Raw genomic sequence first — 18,093 nt, forward strand, 5'->3', positions numbered from 1 at the left:
GAGGTGGGCGCAAGGTCGCCGGATATTTCCGAATATTTGGACAGACGTGCAGCCCCCGTGCCAGGCCCTTCGGTCCCGGTGCGGCGAAAGGCGGTCCGGTAACGTCGTACCGCTGAACCCCCCAGGCGCCGGCCCGCGCCTGCCCCCCGAGCCGAGGAGGCCGACGTGTCCCCCCACATCCTTTCCGCCGCGGGCGTCGCCCTGGTGCTCGACGGCTCCGGCCCAGGTCTGCCGCGCGTGCTCCACTTCGGCGCCGGCCTGGGGCCGGTCGCCGGATCGGCGCTGGAGCCGGTGCTGGCGTCCCTGACTCCCGCGCCGCCGCTGCTGCCCGCCCAGGGAGACGGCTGGTACGGCAGGCCGGGCCTGTCGGGCGGCCGGGCCGGCGAGCACTGGCCGGTCCGCTGGAGCCTCGACCGGCTCGACGTGACGGCCACCCCCGGAGCGGGCGGCACGGTGACCGTCGCGGCCTCCGACGCCAGGGCGGGGCTCGCGCTGGAGAGCGAGCTGGCCATGGACGCCCGCGGCCTGGTGACGATGCGGCACACGGTGACCAACACCGCCGCCTCCCCCTACCGGCTGGAGGGGCTGACCTGCTCGCTGCCGGTGCCGCCGCGGGCGGGGGAACTGCTCGACTTCACCGGCCGGTGGGCGATGGAGAAGGCGCCGCAGCGCCGGGCGTTCGGGTTCGGCGTGTGGTCGAGGGAGAGCCGGCGGGGCCGCACCGGGCACGACGGCACCGGGCTGCTGGTGGCCGGGACCGAAGGGTTCGGCTTCCGTTCCGGTGAGGTGTGGGGGGTGCACGCGGGCTGGAGCGGCAACCACCTGCACCACGCCGAGCGCCTGCCGGAGGGCCCGGCGCTGCTCGCCGCCGGAGAGCTGCTCGAGCCCGGCGAGGTCGTGCTGGCGCGGGGAGAGAGCTACCGCACGCCGCGGGTGTTCTTCACCTGGTCGGGCGGCGGGCTCGACGAGGCGAGCGGACGGCTGCACGACCACCTGCGCGCGCACGGCCCGCTGCCGGTGCGGCCCGTCACCCTCAACAACTGGGAGGCCACCTACTTCGACCACGGCCTCGACCGGCTGCTCGAGCTGGCCGAGCTGGCCGCGGCGGCCGGGATCGAGCGGTTCGTGCTCGACGACGGCTGGTTCCGCCACCGCCGCGACGACCGGGCCGGGCTCGGCGACTGGTACGTCGACGAGGGCGTGTGGCCGGACGGCCTGCACCCGCTGGCCGACCGGGTGCGCAAACTCGGCATGCAGTTCGGGCTCTGGTTCGAGCCCGAGATGGTCAACCCCGACTCCGACCTGGCCCGCGAGCATCCCGACTGGATCCTCGGCCACGCCGAGCGCCTGCCGCCGCCGCAGCGTAACCAGCAGGTCCTCGACGTGGCCAGGCCCCAGGCGTACGCGTACCTGCTGGAGCGGCTGGACACCCTGGTCAGCGAGTACGCGCTCGACTACATCAAGTGGGACCACAACCGCGACATCGCCGAGCCGGTGCACGACGGAGCGCCGGGCGTACACGCGCAGACCGAGGCCGCCTACCGGCTGATCGACGAGTTGCGCCGCCGCCACCCGGGGTTGGAGATCGAGTCGTGCTCGTCCGGCGGCGCGCGCGTCGACTACGGCATCCTGGCCCGCACCGACCGGGTGTGGACCTCCGACAGCAACGACGCGCTCGACCGGCAGGCCATCCAGCGCTGGACCGGGCTGCTGGTGCCGCCGGAGCGGCTGGGCTGCCACGTCGGCGCGCCGAAGGACCACGGCTCAGGCCGCCGGTTGCCGCTGGCCTTCCGGGCCGCCACCGCGCTGTTCGGGCACATGGGCGTCGAGTGGGACCTGACCTCGGCGAGCGAGGCCGAGCTGCAGGAGCTGGCCACGTGGATCGCCCTGCACAAGCGGCTGCGCCCGGTGCTGCACGCGGGCCGGGTGGTGCGGGCCGACCATGCCGACCCGTCGGCGCTGCTGCACGGCGTGGTGACGCCCGAGCGCGGCGTGTTCGCGTTCGTTCAGCTCACCACCCGGCTCACCATCGGGCCCGACCCGCTGCGGCTGCCCGGCCTCGACCCCGCGGCCGCCTACGACGTGCGGGTGGCCGGGCCGCTCCCCGAGGGGGCCGGGCTGCCCGGGTGGACCGCCGCCCAGGTGCGGCTGCCGGGCTCGGTGCTCGGCGAGCTCGGGCTGCCGGCGCCGACGCTGCGGCCGGCGTCAGCGCTGGTCATCGAGGTGGCACGGGTCTGAGCCGAGGTCCAGCCCGAATCCGCCGAACCTGTTACGCAGGAGCCGAGCCCGGCCTCGCCCGCACGCCGGCGGGCGCGGGACCGGCGCCGGTGCTGTCGGCCCACGGGTACGAGAACCCGTCTTTGTCAGGTCAATGAGGGCCGCTCTCCCACTGGCCCTCCATCGCCTTCCACACCGATCTGGCCAGTCTGTCGGCCCGCGCCCGCTCGGTGGGGCTCACCACGGCTCTCAGCCGTACGAGCTGCTCAGCCACGGCGGCACGCTGTTCGGGCCCGCGTGCCGACCAGGCCACCTCGCGCAGCACCATGAACAACCGGGTCAGCACGTCGGGATCGCCGGCGGCGTAGTGGCGGGGCTGGGCCATCACCAGTTCCAGCAGCATGGGGAAGTCCGGGCCCCTGAGCACGACGCGCACCTGGCCGGAGCCGTCCCGCAGCAGGCGAGGACCCAGGGCGCGGCCGGCGAGTTCGCACAGCAACGCGGAGGCGTGGCTGAGGGCGTGCACGGCGGTGGTCGGGTCGTTGATGCCCGGCGACAGCGCCCTGAGCGCGATGTCGACGATCTGACGCAGGCCGAACGCGACGTCCTGCGTCGCGGTGCGCTCGTACCCGGTCCTCACGGCGGCGGCGAGCCGTTCCTCCAGGACGCTGACGGTGTCCGGGGTGAGCCGCCGCTCACCGTCGAGGGCCCAGGCGGCCGCGACCGGGATGCCGGTGATCAGGGACTCGCCGGGAAGACGATGGACGAACACCACGGCGCCGGCGTCGACGGCGGCGGCCGTCAGTCCCCTGTCGTCCAGCGCGGTGAGAAAGCCCGACGAGCGGGCACACAAGGGCACCACCCCGTCCGCTGGGAGCGACGGGACCTGCGCGGAGTCGACAGGCCTGCCGAATTCGGTGTTCTCCCGAATCGTCACCCGGGTCTCCGAGTGCACCGTGCGCAGCAGCGACTCCACCCTGATCTGCCTGGCCAGGTGCGCGAGGAAGACCACGAGCGTGATCACGCTGACCACCACGAGCGCGTACGCGACAGTCACCGACAGGTGGGGGACGAAGGCGGACTGCTCCTCGAGCGAGGCGCGGACCGTACGCAGTACGGTCACGGAGTAGACGAACGTCGAGAGCAGTATCGTGAGCGCGATGTGAACGACCCGGTCGCTCGTGAAGGTTCGCAGCAGCCGCGGGGAGTACTGGCTGCTGGCGAGCTGTAGCGTCACCACGGTCAGCGAGAAGGTCAACGACGTGACAGTGATCAGCGAACTCGCGATGGCCGACAGCACTGCACGGGCGGCCTCCGGCCCGCCGCCGAACAGGTAGGCGGTCAGGTCAACGGGAAGCTCGTCCGCCACGTCGGCGTCGAAACGGGGCAGCACTGTCCCGAGGCCGATCGCCGCAAGCACGCCCGCCGCGGGAAGCGGCCACAGCTCGGCGCTCCAGACGTCACCGAAAACGCTCCGGAGCTTCCAGAGCCGGCGTTTTCCGCCCGCGTTCACCGGAATCTTCTCACCGCGTTCACCGGGAGCCTCCGATCGCATGGGACACACGACCGAGAAACCGCCCCCGCGGAGGCCGCGTGCCCGATGGCCGGCGCCGGCTTCCCCGGCGCCGTCCCGTCAATTTCAGCATCGCAGAAGCCGGCGAACGCCTGAACAGCGCGGTACGCACGGCAGTCCCCGGGCCCCTCGGCCCGGGGAACACATCAGAGCGCTACCGGCATCGTCGGCAGTGCTCCGGCCTTCGGTTCACGCCGGGGAGCGCGTCAACGGTAACCCTTCGCCAGCACCTCCCGCGTGTCATGGGTGATCCGGGCCGCCAGCTCGGAGGGGAGCGCGGTGCGCGGCGGGCGGCAGGGGCCGCCCTTGCGCCCCGCCAGGTCCATCGACAGCTTGATGGACTGCACGAACTCCGTCTTGGAGTCCCAGCGCAGCAGCGGGTGCAGGTCGCGGTAGACGGGCAGCGCCTTGTCCAGGTCGCCGGAGGTGGCCAGACGATAGAGCTCGACCGTGGAGCGCGGGATCATGTTGGGGTAGCCGGCGATCCAGCCGACCGCCCCGGCGATGCCCAGCTCCAGCAGCACGTCGTCCGACCCGATGAGCAGGTCGAGCCCGGGCGCCAGCTCGGCCAGCTCGTACGCCCTGCGCACGTCGCCGGTGAACTCCTTGACGGCGACGATCAGCCCTTCCTGGTGCAGCTCGGCCAGCAGGTCGGGCGTGAGGTCCACCTTCGTGTCCAGCGGGTTGTTGTAGGCCACGACCGGCAGCCCTGCCTTGGCGACCTCCCGGTAGTGGCCGACCACGGCCTGCCGGTCGGCGCGGTAGGCGTTCGGCGGCAGCAGCAGCACGGACTCGGCGCCCGCCTCGGCCGCCTGCTCGGCCCAGCGCCGCGCCTCGGCCGCGCCGTAGGCGGCCGCGCCGGGCATGACGTGGAAGCCGTCGGGGGCGGCCTCGACGGCGGTGCGCACCACGCGGGCACGCTCCTCGGCCGTGAGCGTCTGGTACTCGCCGAGCGAGCCGTTGGGACAGACGCCGTCGCAGCCGTTCTCGGCCAGGAACCGCACGTGCTCGGCGTAACCGTCGTAGTCGACGGACAGGTCGTCGTTGAAGGGCAGCGCGGTCGCGACGTGCACGCCGTGCCAGACGGGGGCGTTCATGCTCTCTCCTTGCTCCAGTTCTCCAGCCCGCTCGCGTCGATGGGCAGGGCGGCGGAGAGGTTCTCCGCGCCGCCCGCCGTGACCAGCAGGTCGTCCTCGATCCGCACGCCGATCCCGCGCAGCTCCGGGGGGAGCGTGCGGTCGTGGGCGTGGAAGTACAGTCCGGGCTCGACGGCCTGCAACCAGCGCTCGCCGCCGCCCGCGACCGCGGCCGGGATCTCGGCGCGTTGCAGCGCACCGGCGCCCGGCCGGCCGCCACGACGGCGGGCGTGCCGGGCAGCGCGGCGGCGAGCCTGGCCCGGGGGCCGCGGCGGCCTCGGCCGCGGCGGGCTCCACCGGCGGTGTGCGGGCGGGGGAGTCCCAGCCCTCGGCGATGTACGCGGCGAAGGCGGGGATCTCCGTCAGCTTGGGCAACCGGCCGTCGGTCACGGGGTGATTCCTCCTCCCAGGTCGCGGACGAGCCCGGTCAGCCGGGCGAAGCCCCGGTCGTCGCCGATGCCGTCGTGCTCGTACTCGTTGGTGACCCACGCCTGGGTGTTGCCGACCCGGGCGGCGGTGCCCAGTTGCAGGCCGGCGTCGACGGCGACCAGCACGGCGCCGTCCCGCTCGGCCGCCACGCAGTCGGCCAGCTGGGCCATCCACCGCACGATGTTGGGCGGGCAGCAGGGGCAGCCGAACCAGGCCCGCCGCAGCGGCTCGCCGCCGGGTTCCGCGCCGCTGCGCTGCTCGTGGTCGGGGCGGTGCTGGAGCGGGTTGTCGTAGAAGAAGGCCGTGCCCTCCGCCGACAGCCCCACGGCGTAGGCGTTGTGGAGCACGCGCTCGAACACGTCCACGTACTTCGCGCCGCCCGTGGCCAGGAACATCGCCAGGCCCACTGCATGACGGCGATGGCCGCGCAGGTCTCGCTGTAGGCCCGTTCCGAGGGCAGCTCGTAGCGGTCGCCGATCGCCTCGTCGGAGTGCCGGCTGCCCAACCCGCCCGTGACGTACAGCTTGGTCGCGACCATGTCGTCCCACAGCCGTTCCAGCGCCCCGGCCAGCGACGGGTCGCCCGTCTCCAGGAGGACGTCGGCCGCGCCGGCCGCCAGGTAGCCCATGCGCACCGCGTGCCCGGTCACCGACGGCAGCTCGCGGAAGGGCAGGTGGTCCTGGAAGTAGTCGCCGGGGACGATGGTGTGCTTGAGCGCGCCCCTGCCACGGCGGCCGACGAACCGCGCCGCCTGGGCGAGATAGCCCCGCTCGCCCGTCTCCCTGGACAACTCGACCAAGAAGGAGTCGAGGTAGCCGTCGGGGGCCCGGACACGTTCCAGGAGGCCGACGACCTCCTCGTAGAACTCCCGCACGGCTCCGCGGCGTCGCCGTCGCCCAGGTCGGACGCGAGCCCTTCGAGGGTCTTGTACAGATCGGTGCCGAGGAACGGGTAGGGGGCGGGGTCCGGCTCCAGGAGGCGGCTCGGGTTGGCGACGTTGCCGGCCGCCCTGAGCTGCTCGATGGTGTGCGGGATCGTGGCCGTGCTGTTCCGGCGCCGCCAGTCGTGGAGCAGACCGCCGGTCATGCGCACCCCGGAGACGGGCCGTACCGCTCCGGCGGTCGTACGCACGGCGCCCGCCGGGGGGTTGACCTGCTTAGACGTCATGAACCATCCCAGTAATGTGTGGCATTGCACTGAACCATAAATGTCGGGAAGGTCTGTTGCCAAGGGCTGGGAGAGCACTGGTGACAAGAAGATGACCCGTCCGGAAATTTCCGGACGGGTCGTGAATCGTGGCGTCAGGCCGGCTCCGGGGCGCGCGGCCAACGCGTCTCAGCAGGTCCTGAGCCCGTCGAAACGCTGCGGCCACTCCCAGGTGAACTTGCTGTAACGGCTGCCGGGCTCCTTGTACGTACAGACGCCGTCCGGCCCGTTGGCCAGCCTGACCCGGAACTCCACGCCCTTGGAGCAGTTGTTCCAGACCCACAGCTCGTCCTGGGCGCCGTCGTCGTCCAGCGTGTACGCCAGACAGGAGGGCGCCCGCCCCGCGGCCGCGGCGGCGGCGTGAGCGGGGGCGGCGACCGTCGTGGTCGCGAACCCGGCCAGGGCGAGCATGGCGATGGTGGTTGCGCGCATGGTGGGGTGCTCCCTGTTCGTCGGTGAGGGTTCGTCTGTGAGGGTTCGTCGGTGAAGGAGGTACGGTCAGCAGCTCACGAGCCCGTCGAAGCGGCGCGGCCAGTTCCACCACCACTTGTCGTAGCCGCTGCCGGGCTTCTTGTACTTGCAGGGCAGGTCCTGGCCGTTGGCGAGCCTGACCTTGTAGCTCTGCGCCCCCTTGCAGGTGTTCCAGACCCACAGTTCGTCCTTGCCGCCGTCGTCGTCGAGCTTGTAGGTGAGGCAGGACGGCGCCGCCGCCTGCGCGGGGAAGGGGGAGACGGCTATGGCGGCGGCCGCGAAGACGCCCGCGGCGATGATCGTTCTGGTGCGCATTTTTCCTCTTCCGTCGGTGTCGGACCCCATGACCGGGCCGATGACAGGACGGTAGGCGGCACCGTGTTGAGAATGTGTCGAGTCTCCGTCAACCCGGGCGGTGCCGCGCTCGCTCGCGGAGTGCCGCTGACGGGAGCCCGCCGGCCCTCAGCGCTCGATGAGGGTGACTTCCAGGGAGTAGTGCGAGGCCCGGTAGACGTGCGAGCCGTGCTCGACGGCCCGGCCCTGGTCGTCGTACGTCGTGCGGATCATGGTGAGCAGGGGGGCGCCGCGGCGCTCGTCCAGCAGCTTCGCCTCGGACTGGCTGGCGGCGCGCGCGCCGATGCGCTGGTTGGCCACCCGCATCCGCACGCCCGCGCCGCGCAGCAGCTCGTACAGGCCGCGGCCCTCGAGGTCGGCGGCGGTGAGCGGGGCCAGCCCGAGCGGCAGCCAGTTGTGCAGCACCGCCAGCGGCTCGCCGGCCGCGAAGCGCAGGCGTTCGAGATAGAGGATCTCCGTGCCGGCCTCCACGCCCAGGATGGCGGCGATGTCCTCGTCGACCGGGCGCGGCTCCAGGGCCAGCACCTGCGTGGCCGGCTCCTGGCCGGCCCGGCGCAGGTCGTCGTAGAGGCTCGTCAGCTCCACCGAGCGTTTGACCTGGCCGTGCACCACCTGCGTGCCGACGCCGCGCTTGCGGACGAGCAGGCCTTTGTCCACGAGATACTGGATCGCCTGGCGGATCGTGGGCCGCGACAGGCCGAGCTTGTCGGCCAGCAGGATCTCGTTGTCCAGCCGCGAGCCCGGCGCCAGGTCACCCCGCCGGATCGCCTCGGCGATCTGCTCGGCCACCTGGAAATAGAGCGGCACGGGGCTGGATCGATCCAGGTCGATGGCGAGATCGCGGGTCATGCTGATCAGCTTAACCGAGGTCATAATGTCCTGACAAACAGGTCATGAACGGGCGTGCGCGGCGCTCGGGATTGGGCATGACGGTTGCGATGACCTCGATCGGCTGAAGCTGGAGCCCCACATGGACGTGACCCATCTGCTCGACACCGCCACCGAGGCGGCCAGGGCCGTCGGCCCCAGGCTGCGCAAGGCCTTCAGATCCCGGCCCGGTGTGACCACCAAACGGGACTTCCACGATCCCGTGACCGAACACGACAGGGCGGCCGAGGAGAGCATTCGCGCGGTCATCGGCGCCCGTTTCCCCGGCAGCGTGATCGTGGGGGAGGAGGGCGGCACGACCGGTTCCGGCGACCTCGTCTGGTACGTCGACCCCATCGACGGCACCGCCAACTTCGCCACCGGGCTGCCGTTCTTCTGCGTGTCCATCGCCGCCGCCGTCGGAGGCGAGCTGGTGGCGGGGGTGGTGTACGACCCGGTGCGCGAGGACGAGTTCACCGCCTCCGCCGACGGCGCCTGGTGTAACGGCACCCCCCTGCGCAGTGCCGGCGCCGCCACCGACCGCGAGGCGATGTTGCTGACGAGCTATCCCTCACCCCACGACCTGGACGCGGAGGGCGACGAGGCGCTGCGGCGCTACCGGCGATTCCTCGAGTCCTTCGCCGCCGTGCGCAGGCCGGGCAGCGCGGCGCTGAACCTGGCGCACGTGGCCGCCGGATGGTCCGACGCCGCGTACGGCACCCGGTCCAACCCGTGGGACGTGGCGGCGGGAGCCCTGCTGGTGCGCCGGGCGGGCGGCGTCTACCTGGGAGATCCCCTGGCCCCCGGCGACTACCTGGCGCACGTGGGCGGCTTCGCCTTAGAGGACTCCGTGCTGGCCGAGGTCGCGGAGGAGCCGCGCCAGGCCGGTCAGTGAGGTGATGCGGGGGAACCCGGCGGGCGGCCGCTCCACGCCGAGCCGGTCGAGCCAGACCGAGCGCATCCCGGCCGCCGCCGGCCCCGTCACGTCGTTCACCACGTCGTCGCCCACCAGCACGACCTCCTCCGGCACCAGGCCGAGCGCCGCGGCGGCGCCCGTGTACGACGCGGGCGACGGCTTGAAGTGCCCGCCCAGCACCTCGCCCGTCAGCACCGGGCCGACGAGCCCGCCGAGCCCGATCGCCCGGACCTTATCCTCCTGCACCGGTTGCGCGCCGTTCGTCAGCACGCCGAGCGCGAACCCGCCCAGCTCCTTCACCCGCCTGCGCCGCGTCGGGGAAGGCCGACCAGCCGCGACGGTAGCGGCCGGTGAAGTCGTCGTAGGCCGCGTCGAGGTCGCCGGGCTCGGGGACGGTCAGCTCCGCGCAGAGCGCGCGCAGCCGAAGCCGCCGCTGCTCCTGCACCGAGCACTCGCCGCGCTGCCACATCGCGAGGTACGGCCCCTCCAGCTCCGCCCAGAGCGTGGCCGCCTCGCCCAGCCGGGGATGGCCGGGCGCCCGGGCGGACACCCAGGAGACGATGGCGCCGTCGGCGGCGCCCCGGTGGTCGAGCAGTGTGCCGTCCAGGTCGAACAGGACGCCCTTGACGCCGGTCATGCCAGGCCGCCCGTCAGCGGGCCGGGGGTTTCCTGGCGGAACTCGCCGGCGCGGTTGACGTGGTCGACCATGATGCGTTCCGCGGCCGCTCCGTCGCCGGCCGCGAGCGCCGCGAGGATGCCCTCGTGCGCCTCCATCTGGGCCTTGACCTGGTCCTCGTCCAGCCAGAGCGACGCTTCGGCGGGCACGGGGAAGCTGTTGCGCACCGATCGGGCGTGCGCGCCCAGGAAGGCGGGGCCGCCGATGTCGACGATGCTCAGGTGGAAGCGCCTGCTCTGCTCGCCGAGCAGGTCGTACCGGCCGTGTTCGGCGTCCTCGGCCATCGCGGCGTGCAGCTCGCGCAGCGAGGCCAGCTGCTCCGGGGTGATCCTGGCCGCCGCCAGCCGCGCCCCCAGGCCCTCGACGACCGCGCGCAGGCCGTAGTATTCCGCGAGCGCCTCGTCGCCCAGGTCGACCACGGTCGCGCCGTGGTGCGCCTCATAGCTGATCAGCCGGTCCTTCTCCAGCCTGCGCAGGGCCTCGCGTACGGGCGTGACCGACACCCCGAGCCGTTTGGCCACCTCTCCGGCCCGCAACGCCGTGCCGCCGGGGATCCGCGCGCTGCGGATCTCGTCGAGGAGCACGCTGTAGACGTACTCGGCCTTGCTCATGGGAGGTCGTGGGGTCGGCATGCGTCAAGTGTCTCCCAGATTCCGGACTGATCAGGCGAACGTCTTGACCTATGACATATTTCTTATAAGTTACATTCCCATGACTAGCCTCGCTGACCTGCGGGTCATCGACGCGGCGACGCTGTTCGCCGGTCCCTCCGCCGCGATGATGCTGGGCGACTTCGGCGCCGATGTGATCAAGATCGAGCATCCCCGCCGCGGCGACCCCTCACGCGGGCACGGTGCCTCCGTGGACGGTGTAGGGCTGTGGTGGAAGACGCTGTCGCGCAACAAGCGCAACGCGGCCGTCGACCTGTCGCAGGCCGAGGGGCAGGAGATCCTGCGCCGCCTGGCCGAGCGGTCCGACGTGCTGATCGAGAACTTCCGCCCCGGCACCCTGGAGCGCTGGAACCTGGCCCCCGAGGACCTCCTGCGGATCAACCCGCGGCTGATCGTCGCGCGGATGACCGGCTTCGGGCAGTTCGGGCCGATGTCCGCGCGGCCGGGGTTCGGGACGCTGGCCGAGGCCATGAGCGGGTTCGCGGCCATGACCGGCCAGCCCGACGGCCCGCCGACGCTCCCGCCGCTGGCCCTCGCCGACGGCATCGCCGGCCTGGCCATGTCGTACGCGATCATGGTGGCGCTGCGCGCCCGCGAGAGCACAGGGCGCGGGCAGGTCATCGACCTGGCCATCATCGAGCCCATTCTCGGCCTGCTCGGACCGCAGATGAGCGCGTACAAGGCGCTCGGGATCGTGCCCGAGCGCACCGGCAACCGCTCCACCAGCAACGCCCCCCGCAACACCTACCGCACCCGCGACGGCCGCTGGCTGGCCATCTCCACCAGCGCGCAGCCGATCGCCGAGCGGGTGGTGACCCTCGTGGGGCGGCCCGACCTCGTCGAGCAGCCGTGGTTCGCCAGCGGGCACGGTCGGGTGCAGCACGTCGACGAGCTGGACGAGGCGGTCGCCTCGTGGATCGCCGAGCGGGACGCCGACGAGGTCATCGCCCGCTTCGAGGAGGTGCAGGCCGCGGTCGCGCCCATCTACGACGTATCCGACGTCTCGAGCGACCCGCAGTACGCGGCGCTGAACACGTTCGTGGACGTGCCCGACGAGGAGCTCGGCTCGGTCACCATGCAGAACGTGCTGTTCCGCATGTCGGACACGCCCGGCGAGATCCGCTGGCCGGGCCGGCCCCTGGGCAGGGACACCGACGAGGTGCTCGCCGAACTGGACTACCCGGACGAGCGGATCGCGGCACTGCGCGAAGCCGGAGTGATCGCGTGAACCCGCCCGTGACCTGGCTGTACGTGCCCGGCGACCGGCCCGAGCGGTTCGGCAAGGCGGTCGCGTCCGGAGCCGACGTGGTGATCCTCGACCTCGAGGACGCGGTCGCCCCCGCCCGCAAGGACGAGGCCCGTGCCAACGCCGTCGCCTATCTGCGCTCCCGCGGGGACGGCCCGTCCGGCGACGCGGCGGTCCAGGTGCACGTCCGGGTCAACGACCTGGCGACCGGGCGCGGCCGGGCGGATCTGGAGGCGGTCGCCGACCTCGCCGACGGCGTACGGCTGCCCAAGGTCGAATCGCCCGCCTCGCTGGACACGATCGCCGGGGCGCCCGCGTACGCGCTGCTGGAGTCGGCGGCGGGGATCGTCGCCGCCCGCGAGATCGCCGCCCACCCCGGCATCGCCGGGGTCGCGCTCGGCGAGCAGGACCTGGCCGCCGAGCTGGCCGTCACCGACGAGCACGCCATGAACCACCTCAGGCTCCAGGTCGTGCTGGCCGCCGCCGCGGCGGGCCTGCCGCCGGTGCCCATGTCCGTCTACCCGGACGTCAAGGACGAGGCCGGCCTGCTGGCCTCCTGCCGGGCCGGCCGCGCGCTCGGCCTGTTCGGCAGAACCGCGATCCATCCCCGGCAGATCCCCGTGATCCGGCGGGCCTTCCGCCCGGACGACGACGAGGTGGCCAGAGCCGCCGAGATCGTCGAGGCCGCCGAACGGGCCGAGCGGACCGACACGGGCGCGCTCGCGCTGCCCGACGGCCGTTTCGTGGACGCCCCCATCGTCGCCAGGGCCCGCCGCACCGTGGAGCTGGCCCGCAGGCTCGCCGACCCGCCGTCCTCGGACGGCTGACCCCGGACCCCCGTCCGCCGCCCGCCGTCCGGAGCGCGTGGAACCGTCCCCCACTGGAGGAATTCTCGCCATGGGAATCGCCGTATGGGCGCTCGTCGCCTACATCGCCATCATCGTCGTCTGGAACGGCGTGCTGAAACGCGGCATCGGTGAGGCGATGCTCCTCGGGTTCGTCGCCATCTGCCTGTTCGGCGGCACCGAGTTCTTCGGCCTGGCCTGGGCGGGCATCACCGAAGCGCTGGCCGAGGAGGTCGTCTTCGCCGCGCTGGCGTTCGTGTTCATGGGTTACCTGCTCACCAAACTGGGGCTCATCCAGGAGCAGGTCACCGTGCTGAACTCCGTCTTCGGCCGGCTGCGCGGCGGCGCGGGATACGTTTCGACCTCGGCGGCCGCCCTGCTCGGCGGGCCGTCGGGCTCAGGGTCCGGCATCGCCGCGTCCGTGGGGTCGGTGACCATCCCGTGGATGACCAGGTCGGGCTGGCGGCCCGACCTGGCCGCCTCGCTGGTGGCGGGCAACGCCGGGCTCGGCATCTCGATCCCGCCGAGCTCGTCGATCTTCCTGCTGCTCGGTTCCGCCGCCGTGGCGCCCGTGCTGACCGCCGACCAGCTGTTCGTGCCCGCGCTGGTGGGCGGGTTGTGGACGGTGGCGTACCGGTTCGTCCTGGTGTTCCTCTGGGTGCGGCGGCACAAGATCGCCGCCACCGACGCGGCCGACATCGTCCCCCTGCGTGCCGCGCTGCGGGCCGGGTGGACGTCGCTGCTGGTGTACGCCGGCATCGTCATCCCGGTGCTGATGACCCTGGACTTCGGCGTCAAGCTCATGGAGTCGCGGGTGGGGGAGGCGGCCGACGACGTCAGCATCGTCGTGTGGATCCCCGTGCTGACCGTGCTGGTCACCCTCGCGGTGGCGTGGAAGCGGCTGCCGCGCACCGGCCGCGCCTGGAGCGAGCTGCTCGCCGACATGGGCCCCAGGTACGCGGTCATCGGCGCGACGTTGTTCTTCGCCTTCGCGGCCGCCGCCACCCTGGGCGAACTGGGCCTGGTCGAGCAGCTGACCGCGATCATGCAGGCGCTCGACGCCCCCGCCGTGGTGATCGCGACCGTGGTCGGCCTGCTGATCGTGGTCGTCGCCGCGCCGCTGACCTCCACCGCGACGATCGCCGCGGTCGGCGGGGTGGCCTTCAGCGCGCTGACCGCGGCCGGGATGGACCCCGCGGCCGCGGCCACCGCCGTCATGATCTTCGCCTCGACGGAGGGGGCGTCCCCGCCGGGCGCGGCCCCCATCTACATCGCCTGCGGCATCGCCCAGGTGGACCCGGCCAGGACGTTCGTCCGGCTGATCGTCTGGTTCGTCATCCCGACCCTGGTCATCGGCGTGCTGGTGGCGACCGGCGCGCTGCCGATCTGAGAGGAAGTCACATCGTGAACGCCGTCAAGACCGTGACCATGGTCCTGTTCAAGATCGGCCTGGTGCTGTTCCTCGCCCTCGGGGTCGTCGTCGTGCTCACCCAGGCGGTCGGCCTCGTCGCCGGAAGCCCGGGCCTGGTCTCCGGCGTGGTGTCCGCGCTGGGCCTGGCGATGACCGTGGCGGCGGGCGTTACCGGTCTGCTCGCCTTCGTGATGGCCTACGCGTTCGGCTGGAAGCCCGGCGAGGACTAGCCGGCCGGGCTCCAGCGGGCCTTGAGCTCGTCGTCCTCAGGCGGCGGGCCGGGCAGCTCGCGGTGGCCGGGCGGCACCCTCAGCGCGTCCGTCGCCAGCGCCAGGAAGCGGTGGCGCAACTGCGCGGTGCGCTTCTCGTCGCCCAGCTTGATCGAGGCGATCTGCTCCAGCAGTAGCGCGATGTCGGCGACCGTCACGTCGGGTCGCAGCGCGCCCGCCTCGACCGTGCGGCGATGGATCTCCGTGGCCAGGCCGTCGGCCCTGACCGCGTCGCGATAGAGCTCCTCCGTCGGGCGGAAGGTGCCCGCCAGCCTGATCGTCAGCGAGTTGGTGTCGGCGTCGACGATGCCCCGCAGGTAGCCGGCGAACGCCTCCCACGCGTCGCCCTCCTCGGCCAGCGCCCGCTCGGTCACCTCGATGTAGAGCTTCAGCCCGTCGCCGCAGAGCTTCTGCAGCAGGGCCTCCTTGCTGGGATAACGGCGGTAGAGTGCGCTGATCCCGACCCCCGCCTTCTCGGCGACGGCCGCTATGGGGGCGCCGGGGTCGGCGGTGAACACCGCCCTGGCCGCCTGGAGGATCAGCTCGTCGTTACGTGCGGCCTGGGCCTTGCGGCCGCTCATGGGTGCGCTGGTCATACCGCCATCATACGGGAACGTACGGTTCCGTTCTATTCGTTCCTCGCCTGATCCCGGGGCTGAGGGTGCTGGGGCGTCGGCTTCCGCGGCGGCACTCCGCGCCCGCCTCCAAGGGAAGAAGATCGCCGCATTAGTCCGTATGTCTATACATGGTGTTGACATTGAGGTAGAACCATGGCTAGCCCGTTGGTCTTGGAGGTGTCCTGTGAGACGTACCCCGATCGTGCTGGCCCTGGTGGGCGTGCTGGCCATGACAGGTTGTTCCTCGGGAGGGGAGAGCGCGCAGAGCGCCCCGCCCGCCTCCTCCACCGGCGCGGCCGGGGGCGGTGACGCGAGTTTCGCGGTCATCACCCACGGAGCGCCCGGCGACTCCTTCTGGGATGTGGTCAAGAACGGCGCCGAGGCCGCGGGCGAGCAGTACGGCGTGCAGGTGACCTACCAGGGCGACGGCGACCCCGCCAAGCAGTCGCAGCTCATCGACCAGGCCGTCTCCGGGAAGGTGGACGGCATCGTGGTCTCCATGGCCAACCCCGACGCGCTCAAGGAGTCCATCGGCAAGGCGGTCGCGGCGAAGATCCCGGTGGTGACGATCAACTCGGGCGCCGAGTCGTCCAAGGCGTTCGGCGCCCTCACGCACGTCGGCCAGTCCGAGGACGTCGCCGGGCGCGGCGCGGGCGAGCAGCTCAAGGCGGCCGGCGTCACCAAGCTGGTCTGCGTCGTCCACGAGGCCGGCAACGTCGGCCTCGACCAGCGCTGCAAGGGCGCGGAGGAGACGCTGGGCGGCACGGTCGAGCGGCTGCAGGTGGACATCAGCAACCTGGCCGACGTGACGTCCAAGGTCACCGCGAAACTCCAGTCGGACCAGCAGGTCAACGGCGTGCTGGCGCTCAACCCGGCCATCGCGGTCGCCACGAGGGACGCGATCAGCGACTCGGGCTCGCAGGCCAAGCTGGCCACGTTCGACCTGTCGGCCGACGTGGTCGACGCGATCAAGGCGGACGAGATCCTGTTCGCCGTGGACCAGCAGCAGTACCTGCAGGGCTACCTGCCGATCACGTTCCTGAACCTGTACAGGACCAACCTCAACACCGTCGGCGGCGGCCTGCCGGTCAACACCGGGCCGGGCTTCGTCACCAAGGACAACGCCGAGCAGGTGTCCAAGCTGGCCGAGGCGGGCACCCGATGACGCCGTCCGCCGGGGAGGCCGCGTGACGGGCGCGCAGACCCGGGCCGACGACCGCATGGCCGACGTCGGGCTGGTCCGGCGGCTGCTGATCAGGCCCGAGCTGGGCGCGGTGGTCGGCCTGGTCGTGGTGTTCGTGTTCTTCGCCACCCAGTCACCGGTGTTCCGGTCGCCGGCCGGCATCGCCAACTGGCTCGACCCGGCCGCCACGCTCGGCATCATGGCGGTCGCGGTGGCGCTGCTGATGATCGGTGGCGAGTTCGACCTGTCGGCCGGCGTGCTGACCGGCACCAGCGGGCTGATCCTGGTCACGCTGGCCACCCGGTTCGGCCTCAACGTGTGGCCGGCCATGCTCGTCGGCCTCGTCGTGGCGCTGGCCGTCGGGTACGCCAACGGCCTGATCGTCACCAGGACGCGGCTGCCCAGCTTCATCGTCACCCTGGGCACGTTCCTCATGCTGCAGGGGATCAACCTCGGCGTCACCAAGGCCATCACCGGGACCGTCCAGGTCAGCGGGCTGCGCCGGGCGGAGGGGTTCGAGGGCGCGAACGCGATCTTCGCGGGCACGATCGAGATCGGCGGCACCTCGTTCCGGGTGGCGATCCTGTGGTGGATCCTCGTGACCGCGCTGGCCACCTGGGTGCTCATGCGCTCCAGGGCCGGCAACTGGATCTTCGCGGTGGGGGGCAACGAGCAGGCCGCCCGCGCCGTGGGCGTGCCGGCCGCGCGGACGAAGATCGCGTTGTTCATGACCACGGCGTTCGCGGCCTGGCTGGTGGGCTCGATCATGGCGCTGCGCTACACGTCCGTGCAGGCCAACATCGGCATCGGTCAGGAGTTCATCTACATCATCGCGGCCGTGATCGGCGGCTGCCTGCTCACGGGCGGCTACGGCTCGGCCGTCGGGGCCGCCATCGGCGCGGTCATCTTCGGCATGGCCGACAAGGGCATCGTGTTCCTGGGCTGGGACGCCGACTGGTTCAAGTTCTTCCTCGGCGCGATGCTGCTGCTGGCGACGCTGGCCAACCGCCTGGTCCGGCGGTACGCCGAGGAGGTGCGGCATTGATTCTCGAGACCCGTGGCATCGGCAAGACGTTCGGCTCCGTGCTGGCGCTGCGCGACGTGTCGATGAGCGTGACGGCCGGCCAGGTCACCTGCGTGCTCGGCGACAACGGCGCGGGCAAGTCGACACTCATCAAGATCCTTGCCGGGGTGCACCGGCATGACGCGGGCACGCTGCTCGTCGACGGCGCGGAGGTGAGCTTCGCCAGCCCGCGCGAGGCGCTCGACCGCGGCATCGCCACCGTCTACCAGGATCTGGCCATGATCCCCCTCATGTCGGTGTGGCGGAACTTCTTCCTCGGCTCCGAACCGCGCAAGGGCCTGGCCTTCGACGTGGCCAAGGCCCGGCGCGTGGCCCGCGACGAGCTCCGAGCCATGGGCATCGATATCCGGGACGTGGACCAGCCGGTCGGCACGCTGTCCGGCGGCGAGCGGCAGTCGGTGGCCATCGCCAGGGCCGTCTACTTCGGCGCCCGCGTCCTCATCCTCGACGAGCCCACCTCGGCGCTGGGGGTCAAGCAGGCGGGCGTGGTGCTGCGCTACATCGCCAGGGCCCGCGACCGGGGGCTCGGCGTGGTCTTCATCACCCACAACCCGCACCACGCCTACCCGGTGGGCGACCGGTTCCTGCTGCTCAACCGGGGCACGAGCCTCGGCGAGTACGGCAAGGGCGAGATCACCACACAGGAGCTGACCGCGCTCATGTCCGGCGGGGCGGAACTGGAGGAACTGGCGCACGAGCTGGAACGGGAGTGAATTTGGGCGACATTTGACCGATTCCGGCGGCACCTGGGCGGATGCGCGGGGCAAAGACCCCATAGGTACGCCTAGTGCTTACCGGAGGGTCATTTGATCTACAACGTAAAGGCGCCCGGCGTCGTACGGTGGCGCTCGCTCCTGTACGGCCCCTTATTACCCAGCGCGACGGCCGCCCGAGCCCTCAATGGCCGGGCGGCCGTCGCATG

Annotated in this window: 21 protein-coding genes; 9 read left to right on the forward strand and 12 right to left on the reverse strand. The window is 72.0% G+C overall.

Annotated features, from left to right (window positions below; all coding sequences use genetic code 11):
• Window positions 1-165: 165 nt before the first annotated feature.
• Complete coding sequence (locus ABGB01_RS07560; protein ID WP_347771652.1) at window positions 166-2,238, forward strand: alpha-galactosidase; 2,073 nt, start codon at window positions 166-168, stop codon at window positions 2,236-2,238.
• A 130-nt stretch (window positions 2,239-2,368) separates the two neighbouring features.
• On the opposite strand, the gene ABGB01_RS07565 is transcribed toward ABGB01_RS07560, so the two are convergent.
• The 8 genes from ABGB01_RS07565 to ABGB01_RS07600 all read right to left on the reverse strand — a co-directional run bounded on the left by ABGB01_RS07565 (window position 2,369) and on the right by ABGB01_RS07600 (window position 8,235).
• Entirely contained in the window at window positions 2,369-3,730 is a 1,362-nt protein-coding gene (locus tag ABGB01_RS07565) for a DUF2254 domain-containing protein (RefSeq protein ID WP_347771654.1), read from the reverse strand.
• 266 nt (window positions 3,731-3,996) lie between these two features.
• A complete protein-coding gene (locus tag ABGB01_RS07570; protein WP_347771656.1) occupies window positions 3,997-4,887 on the reverse strand; it encodes a dihydrodipicolinate synthase family protein in 891 nt (296 codons plus the stop codon).
• Window positions 4,884-5,069 carry a hypothetical protein gene (locus ABGB01_RS07575; protein WP_347771658.1) on the reverse strand — a complete coding sequence of 62 codons (186 nt, stop codon included), beginning with the start codon at window positions 5,067-5,069 and terminating at the stop codon, window positions 4,884-4,886. Before ABGB01_RS07575 ends, ABGB01_RS07570 begins: the two co-directional genes overlap by 4 nt.
• Window positions 5,070-5,312: 243 nt before the next feature.
• Window positions 5,313-5,762 carry a beta-L-arabinofuranosidase domain-containing protein gene (locus ABGB01_RS07580; protein ID WP_347771660.1) on the reverse strand — a complete coding sequence of 150 codons (450 nt, stop codon included), beginning with the start codon at window positions 5,760-5,762 and terminating at the stop codon, window positions 5,313-5,315.
• Between the two features lie 238 nt (window positions 5,763-6,000).
• A complete protein-coding gene (locus ABGB01_RS07585; RefSeq protein ID WP_347771662.1) occupies window positions 6,001-6,522 on the reverse strand; it encodes a hypothetical protein in 522 nt (173 codons plus the stop codon).
• 168 nt (window positions 6,523-6,690) lie between these two features.
• The gene (locus tag ABGB01_RS07590; protein ID WP_347771664.1) at window positions 6,691-6,993 is read right to left on the reverse strand and encodes a hypothetical protein; all 303 of its coding nucleotides are present in this window, start codon (window positions 6,991-6,993) and stop codon (window positions 6,691-6,693) included.
• A 66-nt stretch (window positions 6,994-7,059) separates the two neighbouring features.
• Window positions 7,060-7,347 (reverse strand): hypothetical protein, encoded by a 288-nt coding sequence (locus ABGB01_RS07595; protein WP_347771666.1) that lies wholly within the window; start codon window positions 7,345-7,347, stop codon window positions 7,060-7,062.
• 147 nt (window positions 7,348-7,494) lie between these two features.
• On the reverse strand, window positions 7,495-8,235 hold the full coding sequence (locus ABGB01_RS07600; RefSeq protein ID WP_347771668.1) for a GntR family transcriptional regulator: 741 nt from the start codon (window positions 8,233-8,235) through the stop codon (window positions 7,495-7,497).
• A gap of 121 nt (window positions 8,236-8,356) precedes the next feature.
• On the opposite strand from ABGB01_RS07600, the gene ABGB01_RS07605 reads away from it, so the two are divergent.
• Window positions 8,357-9,148 (forward strand): inositol monophosphatase family protein, encoded by a 792-nt coding sequence (locus tag ABGB01_RS07605; RefSeq protein ID WP_347771670.1) that lies wholly within the window; start codon window positions 8,357-8,359, stop codon window positions 9,146-9,148.
• On the opposite strand, the gene ABGB01_RS07610 is transcribed toward ABGB01_RS07605, so the two are convergent.
• Genes ABGB01_RS07610 through ABGB01_RS07620 form a run of 3 tightly spaced genes read right to left on the reverse strand, consistent with a single transcriptional unit; the run spans window position 9,092 to window position 10,477 of the window.
• On the reverse strand, window positions 9,092-9,415 hold the full coding sequence (locus tag ABGB01_RS07610) for an HAD family hydrolase (protein WP_347771672.1): 324 nt from the start codon (window positions 9,413-9,415) through the stop codon (window positions 9,092-9,094). The genes ABGB01_RS07605 and ABGB01_RS07610 overlap by 57 nt on opposite strands.
• Window positions 9,402-9,806 carry a hypothetical protein gene (locus ABGB01_RS07615; protein WP_347771674.1) on the reverse strand — a complete coding sequence of 135 codons (405 nt, stop codon included), beginning with the start codon at window positions 9,804-9,806 and terminating at the stop codon, window positions 9,402-9,404. Before ABGB01_RS07615 ends, ABGB01_RS07610 begins: the two co-directional genes overlap by 14 nt.
• Window positions 9,803-10,477 carry a GntR family transcriptional regulator gene (locus ABGB01_RS07620; protein ID WP_347771676.1) on the reverse strand — a complete coding sequence of 225 codons (675 nt, stop codon included), beginning with the start codon at window positions 10,475-10,477 and terminating at the stop codon, window positions 9,803-9,805. Before ABGB01_RS07620 ends, ABGB01_RS07615 begins: the two co-directional genes overlap by 4 nt.
• Before the next feature lie 79 nt (window positions 10,478-10,556).
• Between ABGB01_RS07620 and ABGB01_RS07625 the strand changes: the two genes are divergently transcribed.
• The 4 genes from ABGB01_RS07625 (at window position 10,557) to ABGB01_RS07640 (ending at window position 14,248) form a co-directional block, all read left to right on the forward strand.
• A complete protein-coding gene (locus tag ABGB01_RS07625; protein WP_347771678.1) occupies window positions 10,557-11,744 on the forward strand; it encodes a CoA transferase in 1,188 nt (395 codons plus the stop codon).
• Window positions 11,741-12,589, forward strand: coding sequence for a CoA ester lyase (locus tag ABGB01_RS07630; RefSeq protein WP_347771680.1), 849 nt, complete (start codon window positions 11,741-11,743; stop codon window positions 12,587-12,589). The genes ABGB01_RS07625 and ABGB01_RS07630 overlap by 4 nt, the downstream gene beginning before the upstream one ends.
• 70 nt (window positions 12,590-12,659) lie before the next feature.
• A complete protein-coding gene (locus tag ABGB01_RS07635; protein ID WP_347771682.1) occupies window positions 12,660-13,997 on the forward strand; it encodes a TRAP transporter large permease subunit in 1,338 nt (445 codons plus the stop codon).
• A gap of 14 nt (window positions 13,998-14,011) precedes the next feature.
• Window positions 14,012-14,248 carry a hypothetical protein gene (locus ABGB01_RS07640; RefSeq protein ID WP_347771684.1) on the forward strand — a complete coding sequence of 79 codons (237 nt, stop codon included), beginning with the start codon at window positions 14,012-14,014 and terminating at the stop codon, window positions 14,246-14,248.
• Here ABGB01_RS07640 and ABGB01_RS07645 read toward each other — a convergent pair.
• A complete protein-coding gene (locus ABGB01_RS07645) occupies window positions 14,245-14,883 on the reverse strand; it encodes a TetR/AcrR family transcriptional regulator (RefSeq protein WP_347622087.1) in 639 nt (212 codons plus the stop codon). The genes ABGB01_RS07640 and ABGB01_RS07645 overlap by 4 nt on opposite strands.
• A gap of 205 nt (window positions 14,884-15,088) precedes the next feature.
• Here ABGB01_RS07645 and ABGB01_RS07650 point away from each other — a divergent pair, with 205 nt between their 5' ends.
• The 3 genes from ABGB01_RS07650 to ABGB01_RS07660 are packed head-to-tail and all read left to right on the forward strand — an operon-like array spanning window position 15,089 to window position 17,884.
• The gene (locus ABGB01_RS07650) at window positions 15,089-16,069 is read left to right on the forward strand and encodes a sugar ABC transporter substrate-binding protein (RefSeq protein WP_347771686.1); all 981 of its coding nucleotides are present in this window, start codon (window positions 15,089-15,091) and stop codon (window positions 16,067-16,069) included.
• Between the two features lie 55 nt (window positions 16,070-16,124).
• Window positions 16,125-17,132 (forward strand): ABC transporter permease, encoded by a 1,008-nt coding sequence (locus ABGB01_RS07655; protein ID WP_347772109.1) that lies wholly within the window; start codon window positions 16,125-16,127, stop codon window positions 17,130-17,132.
• Window positions 17,129-17,884, forward strand: coding sequence for an ATP-binding cassette domain-containing protein (locus tag ABGB01_RS07660; RefSeq protein WP_347771688.1), 756 nt, complete (start codon window positions 17,129-17,131; stop codon window positions 17,882-17,884). Before ABGB01_RS07655 ends, ABGB01_RS07660 begins: the two co-directional genes overlap by 4 nt.
• Window positions 17,885-18,093 lie beyond the last annotated feature (209 nt).

This window comes from Nonomuraea sp. B5E05, assembly GCF_039880665.1.
GTDB lineage: Bacteria > Actinomycetota > Actinomycetes > Streptosporangiales > Streptosporangiaceae > Nonomuraea.

Excerpts from the sequence above, each read along its gene's own strand:
- ABGB01_RS07570 (WP_347771656.1), bottom strand. The coding sequence starts at position 4,887 with ATGAACGCCCCCGTCTGGCACGGCGTGCACGTCGCGACCGCGCTGCCC.
- ABGB01_RS07585 (WP_347771662.1), bottom strand. The coding sequence starts at position 6,522 with ATGACGTCTAAGCAGGTCAACCCCCCGGCGGGCGCCGTGCGTACGACC.
- ABGB01_RS07590 (WP_347771664.1), bottom strand. The coding sequence starts at position 6,993 with ATGCGCGCAACCACCATCGCCATGCTCGCCCTGGCCGGGTTCGCGACC.
- ABGB01_RS07595 (WP_347771666.1), bottom strand. The coding sequence starts at position 7,347 with ATGCGCACCAGAACGATCATCGCCGCGGGCGTCTTCGCGGCCGCCGCC.
- ABGB01_RS07600 (WP_347771668.1), bottom strand. The coding sequence starts at position 8,235 with ATGACCCGCGATCTCGCCATCGACCTGGATCGATCCAGCCCCGTGCCG.
- ABGB01_RS07605 (WP_347771670.1), top strand. The coding sequence starts at position 8,357 with ATGGACGTGACCCATCTGCTCGACACCGCCACCGAGGCGGCCAGGGCC.
- ABGB01_RS07615 (WP_347771674.1), bottom strand. The coding sequence starts at position 9,806 with ATGACCGGCGTCAAGGGCGTCCTGTTCGACCTGGACGGCACACTGCTC.
- ABGB01_RS07620 (WP_347771676.1), bottom strand. The coding sequence starts at position 10,477 with ATGCCGACCCCACGACCTCCCATGAGCAAGGCCGAGTACGTCTACAGC.
- ABGB01_RS07625 (WP_347771678.1), top strand. The coding sequence starts at position 10,557 with ATGACTAGCCTCGCTGACCTGCGGGTCATCGACGCGGCGACGCTGTTC.
- ABGB01_RS07635 (WP_347771682.1), top strand. The coding sequence starts at position 12,660 with ATGGGAATCGCCGTATGGGCGCTCGTCGCCTACATCGCCATCATCGTC.
- ABGB01_RS07645 (WP_347622087.1), bottom strand. The coding sequence starts at position 14,883 with ATGACCAGCGCACCCATGAGCGGCCGCAAGGCCCAGGCCGCACGTAAC.
- ABGB01_RS07655 (WP_347772109.1), top strand. The coding sequence starts at position 16,125 with ATGGCCGACGTCGGGCTGGTCCGGCGGCTGCTGATCAGGCCCGAGCTG.